A 12,487-nucleotide genomic window follows, 5' to 3' on the forward strand; every position below is an offset into this window, starting at 1 on the left:
AAGTCCCCATCAGGGATGACCTCGACCCCTACGGAGCGCGTGATGCAGACTTTGTACCCGCAGATCAAACCCTACGCCCGGCACGATCTGGCCGTGGATGAAACGCATGTGCTGTATGTCGACGAGAGTGGCTCGCCGGAAGGCTTGCCGGTGGTCTTTATTCATGGCGGTCCTGGAGCCGGCTGCGACGCCCAGAGCCGCTGCTATTTCGATCCCAACCTGTATCGCATCATCACCTTCGACCAGCGCGGTTGCGGTCGCTCGACCCCCCACGCAAGCCTGGAAAACAACACCACCTGGGACCTGGTGGCGGACCTTGAGCGGATTCGCCAGCACCTGGAAATCGACAAATGGGTGCTGTTCGGCGGCTCCTGGGGCTCGACGCTGGCCCTGGCCTACGCCCAGACCCATGCGGATCGGGTGCATGGCCTGATCCTGCGGGGGATCTTCCTCGCCCGCCAACAGGAGATCGAGTGGTTCTACCAGGCCGGCGCCAGCCGCCTGTTCCCGGACTACTGGCAGGACTACGTGGCGCCGATCCCGCTGGATGAGCGCGACGACCTGCTCAACGCTTTCCACAAGCGCCTGACCGGCAACGACCAGATCGCCCAGATGCACGCCGCCAAGGCCTGGTCCCTGTGGGAGGGGCGTACCGCGACCCTGCGCCCGAACCCGCTGGTGGTTGACCGTTTCTCCGAGCCGCAGCGCGCGCTGTCGATTGCCCGGATCGAATGCCACTACTTCACCAACGACGCTTTCCTCGAACCCAACCAACTGATCCGCGACATGGGCAAGATCGCCCACCTGCCGGGAGTGATCGTGCACGGTCGCTACGATGTGATCTGCCCGCTGGACAACGCCTGGGAGTTGCACCAGGCCTGGCCCAACAGCGAACTGCAGGTGATTCGGGATGCCGGTCATGCGGCCTCCGAGCCAGGAATCACCGACGCGCTGGTACGCGCTGCCGACCAGATGGCCCGGCGCCTGCTTGACCTGCCTCTCGAAGAAGCATGAAGGGCTTGTTGCAACGCGTCAGCGGCGCGCGGGTAGAAGTGGCTGGAGACGTGGTCGGGGCCATCGACCAGGGTTTGTTGGTGTTGCTGGCGGTGGAGCCCGGCGATACCCAGGCACAGGCCGACAAACTGCTGAAGAAGCTGCTTAACTATCGGGTGTTCAGCGATCCACAGGGCAAGATGAACCTGTCCCTGGCGGACACCGGCGGCGGTTTGCTGCTGGTGTCGCAGTTCACCCTGGCGGCCGATACCCAAAGCGGATTGCGTCCGAGCTTCTCCACGGCGGCACCTCCGGCGCTCGCCGAGGCGCTGTTCGACTATGTAGTGGCACAGGCGCAGCACTTGCATGGGCAGGTGGCGACCGGGCGTTTCGGGGCGGACATGCAGGTGCATCTGGTCAATGATGGCCCTGTGACCTTCCTGTTACAGACCTGAATGCACCAAAAACGACGTATTTGACTGAAAACAGGGGGTTTTCGCGATAAATACTTTGTTTCACCTGATGCGTTGTAACGCGGCCTACTAGATAATCGCGCGCTACGGGGATCGCTGTTCGTTGGTCCAATTTGACTTAGGTAGAGACTTGTCCGTGACCGTTTGGGGAATCATTTTCTCCCACGGGAGTCGGAACAATGCTCGCCAACCTGGCATATAGATAGCTGGCCGTTGGTTTTTGATCTGTTTTCGGCGAGGGTTGCTCGTGATTGTTAGTCCCTGTAATGCTCCAACACTGACTGCCAAAGGTTTGAGAAAAGCACTGGTGGCGGGCTCGGCACTGTTTTGCCTGCTCAGCGCCGGTCAACTCTTTGCGTTCAATCTGGATGATGTGTCGGCCAAGGCCAAGACGCTGGCCGGGCAGAAATACGAAGCTCCGCGCAGCAATCTGCCGAACGAGTTCCGTGACATGAAGTTCGCGGACTACCAGAAAATCCGCTTCCTGACCGACAAGGCTGAATGGGCGGGCGAGAAAACCCCCTTCAAGCTGTCGTTCTACCATCAGGGCATGCACTTCGATACGCCGGTGAAGATCAACGAAATCACCGCGGACGATGTGAAAGAGATCAAGTACGACCCGACCCGTTTCGACTTCGGTGACGTCAAGTTCGATCCGAAAGCCACCGAACAGCTGGGTTATGCCGGCTTCCGGGTGCTTTACCCGATCAACAAGGCTGACAAGCAAGACGAGATCATGACCATGCTCGGCGCGAGTTACTTCCGCGTCGTCGGCAAGGGCCAGACTTATGGCCTGTCGGCGCGTGGCATGGCCATCGACACCGCCTTGCCGTCCGGCGAAGAGTTCCCGCGCTTCACCGAGTTCTGGATCCAGCAGCCCAAGCCGACCGACAAGCACCTGGTGATTTACGCCCTGCTCGACTCGCCACGGGCTACCGGCGCCTACCGCCTGATCCTGCGTCCGGGCACCGACACCATCGTCGACGTGAAGGCGCAGATGTACCTGCGCGACAAGGTCGGCAAGCTCGGCGTGGCACCGCTGACCAGTATGTTCCTGTTCGGCGCCAACCAGCCGTCCAAGGTCCTCAACTACCGTCGCGAGCTGCATGACTCCAGCGGCCTGTCGATCCATGCCGGCAATGGCGAGTGGGTCTGGCGTCCGCTGAACAACCCGAAACACCTGGCGGTGAGCAATTTCTCCGTGGAAAACCCACGGGGCTTCGGCTTGCTCCAGCGTGGCCGTGACTTCAGTCACTACGAAGACCTTGACGACCGCTACGACCAGCGCCCAAGCGCCTGGATCGAGCCCAAGGGCGACTGGGGCAAGGGCACCGTCGACCTGGTGGAGATTCCGACCGCTGACGAAACCAACGACAACATCGTGGCTTTCTGGAACCCGGCGGAACGCGCCGATGCGGGCCAGCCGATGAACTTCGCCTACCGCCTGCACTGGACCACCGACGAAGCGGCCCTGCATTCGCCGGACGGCGCTTGGGTCAAGCAGACCCTGAAGTCCACCGGCGACGTCAAGCAATCCAACCTGATCCGTCAACCGGACGGCAGCGTGGCCTACCTGATCGACTTTGAAGGCCCGTCCCTCAAGGCCTTGCCTGAAGATGCGCCGGTGCGTAGCCAGGTCAGCGTCGGCGACAACGCCGAACTGGTGGAAAACAGCCTGCGCTACAATGCGGAAACCCAGGGCTGGCGCCTGACCCTGCGCCTTAAGGTCAAGGATCCGGGCAAGGCCACCGAGCTGCGCGCGAACCTGGTCAAGGACCTCACCACGGCGGATCCGGTCAAGGTTGCGGTCTCGTCCCAGGTGGTCAAGGCCGATAAGGTCGCGGCCAAGCAGCAGGAGAAAGAGAAAGCCCTGGAAAAGAAAGAGCAGGCTCAAGACAAGAAAGAGCCGGCTCAGGATAAGAAAGAGCCAGCCCCGGACAAGAAAGAGCATGACGCTGCGGCGCCGGCTGCCGAGGCTGCCCCTACCACCCCGGATCCGGTGCCGACTGAGCAAGTCCTGACCGAGACCTGGAGCTACCAGTTGCCTGCCGATGAGTAACCCAAACGTAAAGCCAGAGGCTCTTTTCGAGTACCTGGCGCACTTGCCGCTGAGCAATGAGCAGCGTGCGGAACTGGCGAACTGCGGCTCGTTCGCCGAGTTGCATGAGCGCTTGAGCGAGCAACCGGCGGTTGACCCCGCCGAGGCCGCGCAGGCTTCGGTGGGGCGGCGCCTGATCCTCGATTCGGCGGCCGAGCTGGAAGACGCCGAGATGCTTGCGCTGGATGCCTCCGGGCGCGTGCGCCTCAAGGCCACGCCGCCGATCCGTCGGACCAAGGTGGTCCCGGAGCCGTGGCGCACCAATATTCTGGTGCGCGGCTGGCGGCGTCTGACCGGGCGCAGCAACCCGCCGGCGCCCAAGGACGACAAACGCGACCTGCCCCATGCGCGCTGGCGCACCGTGGGTTCGATTCGCCGCTATATCCTGCTGGTGTTGATGCTCGGCCAGACCATCGTTGCCGGCTGGTATATGAAAGGCATCATGCCTTACCAGGGTTGGGCCTTCGTCGATCTCAACGAAGTGGTGCACCAACCGCTGTTGCAGACCGCCCAGCAAGTACTGCCTTATCTGCTGCAAACCAGCATCCTGGTGCTGTTCGGGATTCTGTTCTGCTGGGTCTCGGCGGGTTTCTGGACTGCCTTGATGGGCTTTCTCGAATTGCTCACCGGGCATGACAAGTACCGTATCTCCGGCGCCAGCGCCGGCAGCGAGCCGATCGCCAAGGACGCGCGTACGGCCATCGTCATGCCGATCTGCAACGAGGACGTGCCACGGGTCTTTGCCGGCCTGCGCGCGACCTTCGAGTCGGTCGCGGCCACCGGTGACCTGGATCGCTTCGATTTCTTCGTCCTGAGTGACAGTAACGACACCGATATCTGCGTCGCCGAGCAACAGGCCTGGCTGGATGTCTGCCGCGAAGCCTCGGGTTTCGGCAAGATCTTCTACCGCCGTCGCCGCCGTCGGGTGAAGCGCAAGAGCGGCAACCTCGACGACTTCTGTCGTCGTTGGGGCGGCGACTACAAGTACATGGTGGTGCTCGACGCCGACAGCGTCATGAGCGGCGAATGCCTGACCAGCCTGGTACGGCTGATGGAAGCCACGCCGGACGCCGGGATCATCCAGACCGCGCCACGGGCGTCGGGTATGGACACCCTGTATGCGCGCATGCAGCAGTTCGCAACCCGCGTCTACGGTCCGCTGTTCACCGCCGGCCTGCACTTCTGGCAGTTGGGCGAGTCGCACTACTGGGGCCATAACGCGATCATCCGCATGAAGCCGTTTATCGAGCACTGCGCCCTGGCGCCGTTGCCCGGTAAAGGGGCCTTCGCCGGTGCGATTCTCTCCCACGACTTCGTCGAAGCCGCGCTGATGCGTCGTGCCGGCTGGGGCGTGTGGATCGCCTACGACCTGCCGGGCAGCTACGAAGAACTGCCGCCGAACCTGCTTGACGAGCTCAAGCGCGACCGGCGCTGGTGCCACGGCAACCTGATGAACTTCCGCCTGTTCCTGGTCAAGGGCATGCACCCGGTGCACCGCGCGGTGTTCCTCACCGGCGTGATGTCTTACCTGTCGGCGCCGCTGTGGTTTTTCTTCCTGGTGCTGTCGACGGCCCTGTTGGCGGTCAACACGCTGATGGAGCCGCAGTACTTCATGGAGCCACGCCAGCTCTATCCGCTGTGGCCGCAATGGCATCCGGACAAGGCGGTGGCGTTGTTCTCCACCACCATCGTGCTGCTGTTCCTGCCCAAGCTGCTGAGCATCATTCTGATCTGGGCCAAGGGCGCGAAAGAGTTCGGCGGCAAGTTCAAGGTTACCCTGTCGATGCTGCTGGAGATGTTGTTCTCCATGCTGCTGGCGCCGGTGCGGATGATTTTCCACACCCGTTTCGTCCTGGCCGCGTTCCTCGGCTGGGCGGCGACCTGGAACTCTCCGCAGCGTGACGACGACTCCACGCCATGGAGCGAAGCGGTGCGCCGCCATGGCCCGCAAACCCTGCTGGGTGCGCTCTGGGCGCTGCTGGTGGTCTGGCTCAACCCGAGCTTCCTCTGGTGGCTGATTCCGATTGTCGGTTCGCTGATGCTGTCGATCCCGGTTTCGGTGATCTCCAGCCGGGTCAAGCTGGGCTTGCGTTCCAGGGATGAGAGCCTGTTTCTCATTCCCGAGGAATACAATCCGCCGCAGGCGTTGTTGGCAACGGATGAGTACACCCACGAAAACCGTTGGCATGCGCTCAATGACGGCTTTGTCCGGGCGGTGGTCGATCCACGGCAGAATGCCCTGGCCTGCGCCCTGGCGACTGCCCGTCATGGTCAGGCCGAGCCGATCGAATGGCTGCGGGTCGAGCGTGTGCGGCATGCGCTGAAGGTCGGTCCGGCCGGTCTGGACAATCAGTCGCGACTGCACCTGCTGAGCGATCCAGTGGCCCTGACCCGCTTGCATGAGCAGGTCTGGAACGAAGGCCATGCCGAGTGGCTGGGCGCTTGGCGCCAGTCGATCAAGGCTGATCCCCATGCCCCGTTGCTGCCTCTGCAACCCACCACAACGGCGGCCCAGCCCGCCTGATGTCCGAGGGGTCGCGGGGTGATAAACACCGCCGCCCCTTTGTCATTTGGTAACAAAAGACCCGTCTCCCCTCAGTGTTGCCCCGCACCTGAGTACGTTAGGATCGCCCCGCAAAATCGTGCCCGCCAGACCCTGGTGCCCGCGCTCTCGCGCGGGCGTTGCGGGGGGCGATGGCACGACCGGAAAAGCCGCCCTGGGGAGTTTCATGATGAAAAGGTTTCTGTCGATACTGCTGCTGGGCATCGCAGTGCTCACTCACACCTGCGCACTGCAAGCGGGCGCCATTGACGATGCGCTCAAGCGCGGCAGCCTGAAAGTGGGGACCAATCCCACGTATATCCCCTTCGAAATGACGAGCAAACGCGGCGAAATCATCGGTTTCGAGATTGATCTGCTGCGTGAAATGAGCCAGGCGCTGGGGGTCAAGCTGGAGCTGGTGTCCAGCCCTTACGCCGAGTTGCTCCCCGGTCTGCTGGCGAACAAGTTCGACCTGATCGCCAGCGGCATGACCCTGACCCAGGAGCGCAACCTGCGGCTGAACTTCAGCGATGCCTTTATCGTGGTCGGGCAGACTCTGCTGATTCCCCTGGCGCTGGGCGGCAAGGTGCAGAGTTTCGAGGACCTCAACCAAGCCGGCTATCGCATCGCCGCCAAGGCCGGGACCACGGGGGAAATCGTTGCGAAAAAGATGATGGGTGCAGCGCAACTGAGCACTTATGCCAATGAGGAGGACGGTGTGCAGGCCGTGCTCGAAGGTAAGGCCGACGCCTTTGTCCACGACGCGCCCTACAATCTGGTGGCGGTGAACAAGCTGGGCAACGGCAAGCTGTTGTGCCTGGATCAGCCGTTCACCTACGAACCGCTGGCCTTCGGGGTGAAGAAGGGCGACCACGATAGCCTCAACTGGATCAACCACTTTCTCCACCAGATCGCCGAAGATGGCACCTACGATCGCATCCACGACCAGTGGTTCAAGACGAGCGACTGGTTGGCCGAGATCGATTGAAACGCTACCCCCCTGTAGGAGCCGGCTTGCCGGCGATGAGGCCAGTGAACCTAGCGTTGAATGTGAGGACGTCATCGCCGGCAAGCCGGCTCCTACAGGGGGAATCGCTCAGACCTTGAAGCGTTCCACCAGACGCTGCAACTGAGCCCCCAGTTGGCTCAGTTGCAGGCTGGCGGCGGCGGTCTCGTCGCAGGCATTCGCGGTCTGCCGCGACATATCCCGCACATGCAGCACGCTGCGGCTGATCTGCTCGGCGACGACGCTCTGTTCTTCGCCAGCGGCGGCAATCTGTTCGTTCATTCCGAGGATCCGCGACACGCTGCGGCTGATGGCTTCCAACTTACCGCCGCTGTGGCGGCTCGACTCGACGCTGTGGCGAGTCAGCTTGCGGCTGTTGTCGAGCATGCCCGCGACCTCCTCGGTGCCGCCTTGCAGGGCCTCGATCAGGTCCTTGATCTCCTGGGCCGCGTCCTGGGTGCGTTGCGCCAGGCAGCGCACCTCATCGGCGACCACGGCGAAGCCGCTGCCGGCCTCGCCGGCCCTGGCCGCCTCGATGGCGGCATTCAGGGCCAGCAGGTTGGTTTGCTGGGACACCGACTTGATCACGTCGAGCACGCTGCCGATCCGTTCGCTTTCACGCTGGAGCCCGTCCATGGCCTGGGAGCAGCGCTGCATTTGCTGCTCGAGCTGTTCGATCTGGCCGATGGCATCGGCCACGGCGGTGTCGCCTTCGCGGGCCTGCTGGTCGGCTTGGGTGGCCGCCTGGGAGGCGTTTTCGGCGTGACGGGCGACTTCGAGCACGCTGGCGCTCATCTGTTTCATGGCGGCGGCCACTTGCTCGGCGGCGGCGTACTGGCTGCTGACGCTGGCGTCGGTCTGCTCGGTACTGGTCGACAGGTGTTCGGCGGCGCTGGCCACGCGCGAGGCGCTGGCACCGATGCCCCGGATCAGCTCCCGCAGGCCCAGGGTCATGCCGCGCATGGCCTGTTGCAACTGGCCGAGCTCGTCCTGGCGATCCACCGCGACATCGCGGCTCAGGTCGCCCGCGGCGATATGGCGGGCCAGCTTCAGGCTGCGTGAGAGCGGGATCAGCAACTGGCGACTGAGGACCCAGGCGGCCAGGGTGGCGATCAGCCAGGCCAGCAGGGCTATTTTCGCCAGCAGCCATTTCGCCGCCTGGGCCTGGCGATCACGGGCCTGGGTCTGGCTGCGGCTGAGTTCCTCGTTGCCGGCCAGCAGCCGGTTGCCCAGACCCTCCATGACATTATGGGCGGCTTCGGCAAGCAGTTGCGCGTCCTTGAAACCTTGCAGGGCCTCGCGGTAGTGGCGCAGCTCCAGGAGCATGCGCTTATGGTCGTCGGCCAGCGGCGCCGTCAGGGGGGGCACCTGGGTCTCAAGCTGTCCAAGCCGGTCGATGGCCTTCAATGCCTGCTCCGAATAGGCTTGCAGCGAATCGAACAGATAGGCGGGTGTCTGCACGCTAGCGTGGGTGTCGTTGAGCCGTTGACGGAGTTCTTCGACCCGCTTGAGCGGTGCCTGCCACTGCTGCTCATGGGGGTTTTTGCTCGCTTCGCGCAGTTGATGGGCGGCGAAGCGGGCCACTGCCTGTGTCGCCTGTATCAGGCCGGCGCTCATCCGCTTGTGGGCGCGGTCGCGGTCGCGAAGGCTTTCACCGAGATCGTCGAGGGTGGTCTGGAACGTTTGGGTCGCCTGCTGCTGGTCGGCGAGGATCTGTTGCTCGCCCGGGTCCGTCAGGCGCGGCAGGAGTGTCTCCAGCAGTTTCTCGATGCTTGCCAGTTGGCGGGTTATCCGGGTGCGACTCTGCGGATCGCTCAGCACCCGGAAGGCGATGCGATCGGCGCGCATGTCGCTGGTGAGGCGGCTGAGCCGGGCAATGTTCGAGAGCGTTTGCGAGCGTTCTATGCTGGTGCTCAGGGCGTGCCAGCCGGTGAGGGTGACTGCCAGGGTCAAGAGCAGTACGAGGCCAAAGCCCAGGGCCAGTTTGAAGCGGATACTGCGGTCGCGCAGTGCGCGGGTCAGCCAACGGAACATGGTGAATCTCCTTGCCAAACGGATGAGTCCATGGCCCTCACGCACAGGTGCATGGGGCATGTTCTGTCATCGGCTTGGACGCGGGAGATGCGACCTGAATGGGCTGTAGGGGGATTCCTTGAAAATTGAAGGTTTTTTCTGTCGGTCGGTCAGTTAAGGCCGAGCGCGGTCTTGTAGGAGCGAGCTTGCTCGCGATGGACGTTAACGATAACGCGGGGAACCTGATGCCCAGCGGTGCGCCGACCACCATTGCGAGCAAGCTCGCTCCTACAAGGATATTGCGGTGGCGATCAGAACAGGCGGGAGAGCAGGGCGGTCACGGCGGTCTCGACCCGCAGGATCCGCTCGCCAAGCTGCACCGGTTGTAGCCCGGCCTTGCCCAGCAGGTCGATCTCATAGGGAATCCAGCCGCCTTCCGGGCCAATGGCCAGGGTCACCGGCTCATCCAGGCCACGAGGGCAGGGTGGATAGTCGCCGGGGTGGCCGACCAGGCCGAGGGTGCCGGCGCTGATGGCCGGCAGGCGGTCTTCGACGAAGGGCTTGAAGCGCTTCTCGATGACGATCTCTGGCAGCACGGTGTCGCGGGTCTGCTCCAGGCCGAGGATCAGTTGTTCGCGAATCGCTCCGGCCTCGAGAAACGGCGTCTGCCAGAAACTCTTTTCCACCCGGTAGCTGTTTACCAGCACCACCTTGGGCACACCCAGGGTGGCGACGGTCTGGAACACCCGGCGAAGCATTTTTGGGCGCGGCAGGGCCAGGATCAGGGTCAGCGGCAGTTTCGCCGGTGGCGCTCGATCCAGGCTGACCCGCAGTTCGGCTTCCGTGGCGTCCAGGCGCAGCACCTCGGCGCTGCCCATCAGGCCGCCGATACGCCCGACCCGCAAGCTATCGCCCACCGCCAGGCGATGGACTTCCTGCATATGGGTCAGGCGTCGGTCGCGCAGCACCACGAGGTCGGCCGCGATAAAGTCGGCCTCCTCCAGGAGCAGCAGGTTCACGTCAGCGGGGCTGGCGGCTGGGCGTCGTCACTGTCGGCGGACTCTTCGTCGCTGCGTTTGCGGACCAGGCCGCCGAACAGGATGCCGATCTCGAACAGCAGCCACATCGGCACCGCCAGCAGGGTCTGCGAGAACACATCCGGCGGGGTCAGGATCATGCCGACCACGAAGCAGCCGATGACCACGTAGGGACGGATCTTCTTCAGGTACTTGACGTCGACCACGCCGATCCACACCAGCAGCACCACGGCCACGGGAATCTCGAAGGCCACGCCGAAGGCGAAGAACAGCGTCATCACGAAGTCGAGGTAGCTGGTGATATCGGTCATCATTTCCACGCCGGCCGGGGTAGCGGCGGCGAAGAATTTGAAGATCAGCGGGAACACCAGAAAATAGGCGAAGGCCATGCCGGTGTAGAACAGCAGGATGCTCGACACCAGCAGTGGCACGGCGATGCGTTTTTCATGTTTGTACAGGCCCGGGGCGATAAACCCCCAGATCTGGTGCAGGATCACCGGGATGGCCAGGAACAGCGAGACCATCATGGTCAGCTTGAGCGGCGTCAGGAACGGCGACGACACATCGGTGGCGATCATCGTCGCACCCGCTGGCAGGTAATGGCGCAGCGGGATGGAGACGAAGGTGTAGATCTGCTGGGTAAAGGCGAACAGCCCGGCGAAGATCAGGAAGATCGCCGCGACACAACGCAGCAGGCGGGTGCGCAACTCGGTGAGGTGCGAAACCAGCGGCATGTGCTGGTCGTTTTCCGGAATATCGCTCATGGGGCTCGCGGCGGCAATGTAGGGTCATGAGGCGCAGGCGTGCCGGTCGGCGTCGCGCTTGCGGGTTCTGTCGGGTGCGGCGCGGGCTCCGTGGCCGCGAGTAGCGCGCCCGGCTCGGCGGCGCTCACCGGCGTCAGCGGGACTTGCGCCGACATCGGTGGGGCGGCATGGATCGTCTGCTCCACCACCGGCTCGGCCGGCGTGCTCGTGGCGATCGGCGAGAGGATTTTGCGCGCCTCCTGCTCCAGCGAGAGGATGTGCTCGTTGTGCAGTTGCCGACGGATCTCGTCGGCACCGATCTCGCGTTCCACTTCCTGCTTGATCGCGTTGAAGCTGCGCTTCAACCGTCCGACCCACAGGCCTGCCGTGCGCGCAGCATGGGGCAGGCGCTCGGGGCCGAGCACCAGCAGGGCCACCAGGCCCACGAGCAGCAGTTCACTGAAGCTGATACCGAACATTAGTCAGTGCTCACGAGTGGTTGCGGGGCTCTTCGACTTTCTGCGCCTGCACGTCGATGGTGTGCGGCGTGTTCTGCTGGGCAGTGGCCTGCGGCTGCACTGGCTGGGCCGGTTGCACGACGGGCGGGGCTACAGGAGGGGTTCCTGGCTCGGCGGGTTTTTCTTCGTCGTTCATGGCCTTGCGAAAGCCCTTGATCGTTTCGCCGACGTCGGTGCCGAGGTTTTTCAGTTTCTTGGTGCCGAACACCAGCACGACGACAACCAGGATGACGATCCAGTGTTTCCAGTCAAAAATGCCCATGATGCTGCTCCTCTCGAAAGTTGTTAGGCGGACGGACGCGAGGCTTTCTCGACGTGTCCGGACAGGCCGAAGCGACGATCCAGTTCGTCCAGCACGGCCTGCGGATGCTGCCCCAGTTGGGCGAGCATGACCAGACTGTGGAACCACAAATCGGCGGTTTCGTAGATCACGTCGCTGCAGTCGCCACTGATCGCGGCATCCTTTGCAGCAATAATAGTCTCGACCGACTCCTCGCCGACTTTTTCCAGAATCTTGTTCAAGCCCTTGTGATACAGGCTGGCGACGTAGGAGCTGTCGGCGGCGGCGCCCTTGCGTTCTTCCAGCACCTGGGCCAGACGGGTCAGGGTGTCAGTCATGTTCAGTGTCCTGCCGAGTAGATGCTGTGCGGGTCCTTGAGGACCGGGTCGACAATCTTCCAGCCGCCGTTTTCATACACGCGGTAGAAGCAACTGTGGCGGCCGGTATGGCAGGCGATATCGCCGACCTGCTCGACCATCAGGATAATCACGTCGGCATCGCAGTCCAGGCGCATTTCGTGCAGATGCTGCACATGGCCCGACTCTTCGCCCTTGCGCCACAGCTTGCCACGGGAGCGTGACCAGTAAATGGCGCGGTTCTCGCTGGCGGTCAGTTGCAGCGCCTCGCGGTTCATCCAGGCCATCATCAGTATGCGCCCGGTCTTGTGATCCTGGGCAATGGCCGGTACCAGGCCGTCGCTGTCCCATTTGATCTCGTCCAGCCAGTCTTTCATCTTCGACTCCGACAACCGGACACCACCCGCGTGGTTGTGTCTCGGCGAATG

At 63.2% G+C, this 12,487-nt stretch carries 12 protein-coding genes; 5 read left to right on the plus strand and 7 right to left on the minus strand.

The features are described from left to right. Positions 1-42 precede the first annotated feature (42 nt). The 5 genes from pip (at position 43) to AC07T0_RS22490 (ending at position 7,094) form a co-directional block, all read left to right on the plus strand. On the plus strand, positions 43-1,014 hold the full coding sequence (gene pip / locus AC07T0_RS22470; RefSeq protein WP_495003249.1) for a prolyl aminopeptidase: 972 nt from the start codon (positions 43-45) through the stop codon (positions 1,012-1,014). After that, the gene (gene dtd / locus AC07T0_RS22475; RefSeq protein WP_495003250.1) at positions 1,011-1,448 is read left to right on the plus strand and encodes a D-aminoacyl-tRNA deacylase; all 438 of its coding nucleotides are present in this window, start codon (positions 1,011-1,013) and stop codon (positions 1,446-1,448) included. Before pip ends, dtd begins: the two co-directional genes overlap by 4 nt. Before the next feature lie 265 nt (positions 1,449-1,713). Continuing rightward, positions 1,714-3,525 (plus strand): glucan biosynthesis protein G, encoded by a 1,812-nt coding sequence (locus tag AC07T0_RS22480; RefSeq protein ID WP_495003251.1) that lies wholly within the window; start codon positions 1,714-1,716, stop codon positions 3,523-3,525. Next, the gene (gene mdoH / locus AC07T0_RS22485) at positions 3,518-6,088 is read left to right on the plus strand and encodes a glucans biosynthesis glucosyltransferase MdoH (protein WP_495003252.1); all 2,571 of its coding nucleotides are present in this window, start codon (positions 3,518-3,520) and stop codon (positions 6,086-6,088) included. Before AC07T0_RS22480 ends, mdoH begins: the two co-directional genes overlap by 8 nt. Before the next feature lie 205 nt (positions 6,089-6,293). Beyond that, positions 6,294-7,094 (plus strand): transporter substrate-binding domain-containing protein, encoded by an 801-nt coding sequence (locus tag AC07T0_RS22490; RefSeq protein WP_495003253.1) that lies wholly within the window; start codon positions 6,294-6,296, stop codon positions 7,092-7,094. A gap of 108 nt (positions 7,095-7,202) precedes the next feature. Here AC07T0_RS22490 and AC07T0_RS22495 read toward each other — a convergent pair whose 3' ends face one another. The 7 genes from AC07T0_RS22495 to hisI all read right to left on the minus strand — a co-directional run bounded on the left by AC07T0_RS22495 (position 7,203) and on the right by hisI (position 12,436). After that, positions 7,203-9,146, minus strand: a complete 1,944-nt coding sequence (locus AC07T0_RS22495; RefSeq protein WP_495003254.1) for a methyl-accepting chemotaxis protein — start codon at positions 9,144-9,146, stop codon at positions 7,203-7,205. A gap of 290 nt (positions 9,147-9,436) precedes the next feature. Continuing rightward, positions 9,437-10,144: a 16S rRNA (uracil(1498)-N(3))-methyltransferase gene (locus tag AC07T0_RS22500; RefSeq protein WP_495003255.1), complete on the minus strand. Its 708-nt coding sequence runs from the start codon at positions 10,142-10,144 to the stop codon at positions 9,437-9,439. Further along, positions 10,141-10,926, minus strand: coding sequence for a twin-arginine translocase subunit TatC (gene tatC / locus AC07T0_RS22505; RefSeq protein ID WP_495003256.1), 786 nt, complete (start codon positions 10,924-10,926; stop codon positions 10,141-10,143). Before tatC ends, AC07T0_RS22500 begins: the two co-directional genes overlap by 4 nt. Continuing rightward, positions 10,923-11,384 carry a Sec-independent protein translocase protein TatB gene (gene tatB / locus AC07T0_RS22510; RefSeq protein WP_495003257.1) on the minus strand — a complete coding sequence of 154 codons (462 nt, stop codon included), beginning with the start codon at positions 11,382-11,384 and terminating at the stop codon, positions 10,923-10,925. Before tatB ends, tatC begins: the two co-directional genes overlap by 4 nt. Positions 11,385-11,394: 10 nt before the next feature. Further along, positions 11,395-11,685, minus strand: coding sequence for a twin-arginine translocase TatA/TatE family subunit (locus tag AC07T0_RS22515; protein WP_495003258.1), 291 nt, complete (start codon positions 11,683-11,685; stop codon positions 11,395-11,397). 23 nt (positions 11,686-11,708) lie between these two features. Next, positions 11,709-12,041 (minus strand): phosphoribosyl-ATP diphosphatase, encoded by a 333-nt coding sequence (locus tag AC07T0_RS22520; RefSeq protein ID WP_017126935.1) that lies wholly within the window; start codon positions 12,039-12,041, stop codon positions 11,709-11,711. 2 nt (positions 12,042-12,043) lie between these two features. Then, positions 12,044-12,436 (minus strand): phosphoribosyl-AMP cyclohydrolase, encoded by a 393-nt coding sequence (hisI, locus tag AC07T0_RS22525; RefSeq protein WP_248795916.1) that lies wholly within the window; start codon positions 12,434-12,436, stop codon positions 12,044-12,046. Positions 12,437-12,487 lie beyond the last annotated feature (51 nt).

Source organism: Pseudomonas sp. GW821-FHT04D07 (assembly GCF_059420225.1).

Bases quoted from the DNA above. Each gene is read 5' to 3' on its own strand.
- pip (WP_495003249.1), top strand. From the start codon at position 43: ATGCAGACTTTGTACCCGCAGATCAAACCCTACGCCCGGCACGATCTG.
- dtd (WP_495003250.1), top strand. From the start codon at position 1,011: ATGAAGGGCTTGTTGCAACGCGTCAGCGGCGCGCGGGTAGAAGTGGCT.
- mdoH (WP_495003252.1), top strand. From the start codon at position 3,518: ATGAGTAACCCAAACGTAAAGCCAGAGGCTCTTTTCGAGTACCTGGCG.
- AC07T0_RS22490 (WP_495003253.1), top strand. From the start codon at position 6,294: ATGATGAAAAGGTTTCTGTCGATACTGCTGCTGGGCATCGCAGTGCTC.
- AC07T0_RS22495 (WP_495003254.1), bottom strand. From the start codon at position 9,146: ATGTTCCGTTGGCTGACCCGCGCACTGCGCGACCGCAGTATCCGCTTC.
- tatC (WP_495003256.1), bottom strand. From the start codon at position 10,926: ATGAGCGATATTCCGGAAAACGACCAGCACATGCCGCTGGTTTCGCAC.
- tatB (WP_495003257.1), bottom strand. From the start codon at position 11,384: ATGTTCGGTATCAGCTTCAGTGAACTGCTGCTCGTGGGCCTGGTGGCC.
- AC07T0_RS22515 (WP_495003258.1), bottom strand. From the start codon at position 11,685: ATGGGCATTTTTGACTGGAAACACTGGATCGTCATCCTGGTTGTCGTC.
- AC07T0_RS22520 (WP_017126935.1), bottom strand. From the start codon at position 12,041: ATGACTGACACCCTGACCCGTCTGGCCCAGGTGCTGGAAGAACGCAAG.
- hisI (WP_248795916.1), bottom strand. From the start codon at position 12,436: ATGAAAGACTGGCTGGACGAGATCAAATGGGACAGCGACGGCCTGGTA.